Genomic DNA, 6,379 nt, shown 5'->3' with positions numbered 1-6,379 from the left:
CGACAAGGACTGTGCCCATCATCCGTCCCTTACGACCGTGGCTCTCCTTCATTCCACTGCCGATTGGCGAGGAAGGGCTCAAGACAGGTTTCCGCCGAGCCAGAGAAAAGGCCGGGATGCCTGACCTGCATTTCCATGATCTGCGGCACAGTTGCGCGTCCATACTCTTGGCCTCGGGTACGGATCTGTACACGATCAGCCGGATATTGGGGCACTCCTCGGTCAAAATGACCGAGCGATACGCCCATCTGCAGGTGGACGCTCAGAGGGCCGCCCTGGACCGTGCATTTGGAGATGCTGCACCAGAAAATGCACTCAAGAGTTAGCGTGCACCCGCATTCCTCTGTAACTTGTTGTTTCAATTGGTGGGCGGTGCAGGGTTTGAACCTGCGACCCCTGCCGTGTGAAGGCAGTGCTCTACCGCTGAGCTAACCGCCCGGTCGCTCCTCATTGCATGGGACCGCGAAGCGCGAGTCGCCACGAGAACGGTGCAAAAGGTACCAATCCCGGGGCCATTGGTCAAGGGCAGGCTGAATGGGCGTTTTTACCATGGTCTGAGTATGCTATCATTCCACGGTTTGCAGGGCACTGTGGTCAGGCATGGAGGCGCCCTTGCTGCGTCAGCGTCCGGGCTTTTCGCCGGGCGTCCCGGCATTTGTCGATTATCCAGGAAGGCGAATTGGTGAAAAACGCCAGTACCGAGCGATTACCCCAGCCATGATCATTCTCAAGCATCTTCCCACCGTGCAGGAACCACGGCTCTATATGGCCCTGGAGCGCACCTATCTGGGCTATTTCAAGCTCATCTTTGTGGCCATCGGCTCAGGGTTGATTGCCGAAAGGCTCGTCATCCTCTTTACGGCGCTGCACTTTCACCGGCTGACCGTATTTTTCCAGGAAATCCACGATCTGCTCACCTGGCCTGCGGTCGCCATCATGTTCGTGGTCGCCTACCGCTTTTTAACAGACCTTGAATATATTGAAAAAGGAATCACCGTGCCGGCAAAGGAAATTATTGATCCGCGCATCTATATGGCTGCAGAAAGAACCTTTCTCGCCTGGGTGCGAACGGGTATCGGGCTCATTGCATTTGGTTTCGTGATCGAGAAATTCGATTTTTTTCTCGAACAATTGTCCATCATGCTCCACACCAAGCTGACTTCCGGCGACAGTTTCTCCGGTATGGGGATCGTTTTCATCGTGCTGGGCGTGAGCAATCTCGTCATCGGCGGCGTCAACTTCATCCGCACGGTCAAGCAGGTGGATCAGGGCTGCTACCGCATCCATAAAATATTATACTCCCTGTACGGAGTCATACTTCTGGCTGTTACCCTGATCTTGGCGGCCATGATCATTCACGTCAGCCCATAGTTGGCCGCAAGCCATCGCCACGGGCACGGTGTTTGCGTCTCTGCACGGATCTGATCACGGAAGAAGGAGCGGCTCTCCGGAGAGTGGGGAAACCCTGCACTCCCGGCTCCCCGGCGCTAATGATCCGCTGGCATGGGAGGGGATGATGGCTGTTTTCGATCTTCTCCCCATTGGGATAGGGCCTGCATGAGGGCCTGGTTTTCCTGGGCGAGTTGAACGCCCGTCTGTCGGGCCGCGTCCATATTCCCCGCATCGAACTGAGCCTTGGCGGTTCGGGCCAGGGCGTGAAGACGGTGATGGTGGGTATGGATGCTTGCCGGGATCTGCGCCCTCTGCTTGAAACGCTGAAGCCAGACCCCGAGGTGGCAGTGGGATTCGGCGCTTGGCTCAAAGACGTGGGCAGGGAATTCCGCCTTGCCCTGGAGGGCGCCGAGGAATTGGCGGATACGCAGGTTATGGGCGGTAAAGAACCCTCCTGACGTTATATCCTCCCGAAAATGATGAAAGGGAGGAGATGTATCATTACCTTTTTTAACCAATGGCTTGTAGTCCTTCAACCAGCCGCTGAAAGCGCTGGCGGGCATGGGTTTGGCGATGGCGTAGCCTTGCAGGGCATGGCATTCCAGGGTAGTGAGGAGATGGGCATGCTCGACGGTTTCCACCCCTTCGGCAATCACTTCGAGCCCGAGCATCCGGGCGGTGGTGACGACACCGGCGACAATGGCGAAATCCCGGGGGTCGTTGATGATGTCCCGGACAAAGCTCTGGTCCACCTTGATGGTCTGGGCGGGGAGTTTTTGCAGATAGGTGAGGGAGGCGCTGCCGGTGCCGAAGTCATCCAGCGCAACCCGCACGCCAAGCTGGTTGCAGGCCAGAAGGGTTTCCCGCGCGCGGCGGAAATCCAGCATGGGGGCACTTTCCGTGACTTCCACTTCCAAGGCCTCATGGGGCATGTCCGGGTGGCGGGCGAGGGCCTCCTGCAAATCCGTCAGAAAGGCGTCGTCGAGGAGATGACGGGCGCTGATATTGACGGCGATGCGCAAGGTGAGCCCCTGACGGTGCCAGACCGCTCCCTGGGCCAGCGCCTGGTCCAGGACCAGGCAGCCAATGCGCCGGGCGAGGCGCGGATGATCCAGGGAACTGGCAAAAGCGGCCGGCAGGAGGATGCCCCGCTTCGGATGCTCCATGCGAATCAGGGCCTCGACACCGATCACGCCATTGTGCAGTTCCACCACAGGTTGGTAAAAAAGGATCAGGCGTCTTTCGGTGAGGGCGCTTTCCGTCATTGCTAAAATCTCCATTTCTTGTCGTTGCTGCTCGTCCATGCTGCCCGCGAAGAAGGCATAGCGGTTGCGCCCGCCATCCTTGGCGGCGTAGAGGGCGAGATCCGCGTGGCGCAGCAGGGTTTGGGGGTTCCCTTCATCCGCGGGATAGACGGTCCAGCCAAGGCTGGCGGAAATGATCGCCGTGTTCTCCATGATGGTGACGGGCAAACGCAGGGCTTCCAGGAGGCGCTGGGAGATCCCTTCGATCTGCTCCAGATCGACCACGTCGGGAAGCAGGATACCAAATTCATCTCCGCCCATGCGACCCACCGTATCGCCGGATCGCATGGTATCAAGCATACGTCGTGCCACTTCCTGGAGAAGCCGATCGCCATAATCGTGACCCAGGCGGTCATTGACCTGCTTGAAACCGTCCAGGTCCAGGATCCCCACGGCCAGCAGGCGCTCATGGCGCCGGGACTGGCTGCGGAATTGACCCAGACGGTCCATGAAAAGCGTCCGGTTGGGCAGCCCGGTGAGGACATCATGGGTGGCCTGATGGGCGAGATCGGCCATGAGCCGGCGCTTTTCCGTGACGTCGTGGAAGACCAGGATGACGCCCAGTATGTCGCCGTTGGGGCAGCGAATCGGCGCCGCGGAATCCTCAATGGCATATTCGCGTCCATCACGGCTGACCAGAATGGTGTGGTTGGCCAAGCCGACGACCCGCCCTTCCTGGAGCACCCGGCGCACCGGGTTGGGGACGGAGGCACGGGTCTGTTCGTTGAGGATGGGGAAGATCTCCTCCAGATCTCTCCCCTCCACCTCGGATAGGCTATAGCCGAGCAGGGATTCCGCCACCGGATTGAGCCCCGCAACCCGCCCTAGGGCATCGGTAGTGATGACGGCATCGCCGATGGAGGCCAGGGTCACCTCGGCCCGCTCCTTGGCCTCCCAGACCTCCTGCCGGGCCTGTTGCTGGGCGAACTCCCGCTCCTTGGCTTCCCGCAAGAGGAAACGATAACCGAAAAAGGAGAAGAACAGCAAAAAGGCGATCCCGGCCGTGGGCTCCAGCATGCTGCGGCTCCAGAGGGCGAAGAGGGTGGCGCGGGGGATGCTGGCGCCGGCCACCAGGGAATACCCGGCGACGCGCGCCATGGACCCCATCCGCCATTCCCCTACCGCTGTGGATATCCCCGCATAGGTTCCCGACGACAATCCCGGGTGGGCCTGCAGATACTGGGCGGCGATGCCGGACTGCCGCTGATCGAAGGCGGTGAGGGTGGGCGATGGGAAACGGCTCTCCAGATAGCCGTCATCCCGCAGCAGGAAGAGGGCCGTATGAGATGGTAACGGCAGACCTTTCCAGGAGGGGAAAATACCGTCCTCCAGCGGTAGCAGGGCTAGAATGGCTCCTCCGCCAGCGGCCGCAGGCACGGGATGGCAGAGGGGGACCGCCCAGCTTTCGGGAACCGCCCCGGAGATGGGCGGGCCGATATGAAAGGCCTTTTGCTCCAGGCATGTCCCGATTTCCCGGCGCAGTCGCGCGGCCCCAAGAACTTGGGGGAGCCAAGCGCCATGGCCCGCTGCCGCCATGATGCGACCGCTGGCCGAGACTACGGCCAAGTAACCCAGCATCGGCTGCGTCTGCAAAATGGCGTTGGGTTGCATGGGCTGGTTAGGCGCGCCGTGCTCCCGCCCATGGGCAATTTCCTGGGCGATCAAGGCGAAGGAATCCCGCAGACCGCCGAGGGTCAGCGCCGTCATCCGTGCCAAGGACACAGAGAGCAACCGTAGATGACTCGCTTCCTGAGCGTAGGCCCGCTGCCCGTTGTAGAAGGCGAGAAAACCCCAGGCAAGGACATTGAGCAGCACGAACGCGATCCACAAGCGCTGTAACCAGCGAGGCGTGTAAGATGGCTTGAGAGAAGTCATCGCTGGGTCCGGTTGCGCGGCCATAACTTCCTTTCTGCAGCAGGCGCCTGGCTGATTGGCGGATATGGTCCTAAAACACCTATCACATTAGCCGAACCCGGGCCAATTACAAGGCGCTTGGCGCTTATTCTTACGCCTTGACTCTGCAGCGCACTTCATGGTTTAGGATGTTTCGACAAGCTCCAAAAGGAGGCGTTTCATGGCCATGATGACCATAGGGAAGCTGGCTTGCGACAATGGATCCAGCGCCCGCAACGCTGCGCTGTTGGGAGCAATTGCGATTGAGAAAGGAGCAACTTCATGACGGCCTATGCCTTTTCCACCACGACCACCGGCTCTTTCCCGGCAACCCTCGTAAAAGTTACGGAGGCCCTCAAAGCGGAGGGCTTCGGCGTACTGACGGAGATCGACGTGGCCGCGACCCTCAAGGCCAAACTCGGGATCGATTCGCGGCCCTACAAGATCCTGGGGGCCTGCAACCCCCAGTTTGCCCACCAGGCGATTGCAGCCGACCCGGACATCGGGCTGCTCCTGCCCTGCAATGTCATTGTCCGGGAGGAAGCCGACGGCCAGGTCACGGTGGGTTTCATGGACCCCGCGGCGGTGCTCGGCATGGTCGGCAACCCGCAGGTGACCGCAATCGGCGAAACGGTACGCGCCAAACTGGTTCGGGTGCGCGACAGCCTGGCCGGCTGATGGATTGTGGGTCGGCAGGGAAAAGGGATGGACACCGGCCTTTATGGCAACGGAAGCATGGAATCCGGTGGTAGGGCCGGAGCCCGCCGGTGGACAGGATGGCGTATGCAACGAAGGGATAGATCATGAGCCAGAGCAAGATAGTGCTCTATACCAGTCCGGGCTGCCCGGATTGCGCCGCCGTCAAGCGTTACCTTGAAGGGCGCGAACTGGCCTTCGAGGAGAGGGACATCACTGCCCCCGGAGTGGCCGACGAGGCCAAGGCGCGCTATGGGGTGCGCGTGGCGCCCATCACCGTCATTGGCAATGCTTTTTTTTATGGCACTTTCGCCGAGCAAAAAGCCAAGCTCGACAGTGCCCTGAACGCCATCCACTAATCGAGATCGCCTGACGCCGACATGCAGAGAATCCGCCGACATTTTCCCCTGCTCGCCTTGCTGGCCATGCTCCTCCTCGGGACCTGGATGAGCAATGCCGCAGTGGCCATGCCGCTCGGCGTTTCATGCGCTGCCATGCCAGGCATGCCCATGACAGCCATGCCTTGTTGCCAGGATGGCCCGGGCATGGACATGGGCCTGCATTCCGGGGCGATGTCCGGTCAGTGCATGTCCATCTGTGCAGAAGGCCATGCGCCAGGGGGCTTAAGGCTTCCCGGAATGACCTTTCCAGCCCCGGTAATGATGGGCTCCGTGACATTTTCCCATCCGGCAATGTTCCGCCCGGCACCATCCCAGGTTTCTCTCTCCACTCCGCCCCATCACCCTCCCCCCCTCCAGCACGTGCGGTTGGTCATTTAATTCCTCCTGAGCAAACTGGCACCCCTCTCTGAATTGGGGAGATATGTCGCTGTTTTGCCATGGAGATTTTTATGTATACCAACATTCTAGGTCGTTTTACCCAACCGGCACGGGGCAGGATTCGCCTCTTGGGCGGGGTGCTGTTGCTCCTGTCAACAACATCGGCTTGGGCCACCCCATTGAGTCTGCAGGGCGCGGAGGCCATTGCCCTGCGGCAAAATCCCGGCCTCGGCGCCCTGGCCTGTTAATCAGCGTGCAAAAGTGAACAGGTACAGGTAGGAATCAGCGTCGAAAACTGAACACCTGTTACCCTCT

General features: G+C 60.2%; 5 protein-coding genes, 1 tRNA gene and 1 pseudogene. 5 read left to right on the top strand and 2 right to left on the bottom strand.

Features of this window, described 5'->3' with window-relative positions; translation table 11 throughout:
* Positions 1 to 326, top strand: a 326-nt coding sequence (locus ACP5MM_RS09525) for a site-specific integrase (RefSeq protein ID WP_427934510.1), incomplete at its 5' end; no start/stop codon positions are given.
* 37 nt (positions 327 to 363) lie between these two features.
* On the opposite strand, the gene ACP5MM_RS09520 is transcribed toward ACP5MM_RS09525, so the two are convergent.
* Positions 364 to 438: transfer RNA gene (locus ACP5MM_RS09520), tRNA-Val, on the bottom strand.
* 174 nt (positions 439 to 612) lie between these two features.
* On the opposite strand from ACP5MM_RS09520, the gene ACP5MM_RS09515 reads away from it, so the two are divergent.
* On the top strand, positions 613 to 1,371 hold the full coding sequence (locus tag ACP5MM_RS09515) for a YidH family protein (protein WP_427933222.1): 759 nt from the start codon (positions 613 to 615) through the stop codon (positions 1,369 to 1,371).
* 116 nt (positions 1,372 to 1,487) lie between these two features.
* Here the strand turns inward: ACP5MM_RS09515 and ACP5MM_RS09510 are convergent, their stop codons facing one another.
* Positions 1,488 to 4,526 carry a bifunctional diguanylate cyclase/phosphodiesterase gene (locus ACP5MM_RS09510; RefSeq protein WP_427934509.1) on the bottom strand — a complete coding sequence of 1,013 codons (3,039 nt, stop codon included), beginning with the start codon at positions 4,524 to 4,526 and terminating at the stop codon, positions 1,488 to 1,490.
* Between the two features lie 345 nt (positions 4,527 to 4,871).
* Between ACP5MM_RS09510 and ACP5MM_RS09505 the strand changes: the two genes are divergently transcribed.
* The 3 genes and pseudogenes from ACP5MM_RS09505 to ACP5MM_RS09495 all read left to right on the top strand — a co-directional run.
* On the top strand, positions 4,872 to 5,267 hold the full coding sequence (locus ACP5MM_RS09505; RefSeq protein ID WP_427933219.1) for a DUF302 domain-containing protein: 396 nt from the start codon (positions 4,872 to 4,874) through the stop codon (positions 5,265 to 5,267).
* Between the two features lie 125 nt (positions 5,268 to 5,392).
* A complete protein-coding gene (locus ACP5MM_RS09500; protein ID WP_427933217.1) occupies positions 5,393 to 5,644 on the top strand; it encodes a glutaredoxin family protein in 252 nt (83 codons plus the stop codon).
* A gap of 491 nt (positions 5,645 to 6,135) precedes the next feature.
* Positions 6,136 to 6,303: pseudogene (locus ACP5MM_RS09495) on the top strand (TolC family protein); the annotation flags it as partial.
* Between the last annotated feature and the right edge of the window lie 76 nt (positions 6,304 to 6,379).

Origin of the sequence: Acidithiobacillus sp., assembly GCF_049965315.1 — a bacterium.
GTDB lineage: Bacteria > Pseudomonadota > Gammaproteobacteria > Acidithiobacillales > Acidithiobacillaceae > Acidithiobacillus_B.
The sequence above is the reverse complement of the archived record's forward strand: the minus strand, read 5'-3'. Positions and strand labels throughout refer to the sequence as shown.

Excerpts from the sequence above, each read along its gene's own strand:
- ACP5MM_RS09505 (WP_427933219.1), top strand. The coding sequence starts at position 4,872 with ATGACGGCCTATGCCTTTTCCACCACGACCACCGGCTCTTTCCCGGCA.
- ACP5MM_RS09500 (WP_427933217.1), top strand. The coding sequence starts at position 5,393 with ATGAGCCAGAGCAAGATAGTGCTCTATACCAGTCCGGGCTGCCCGGAT.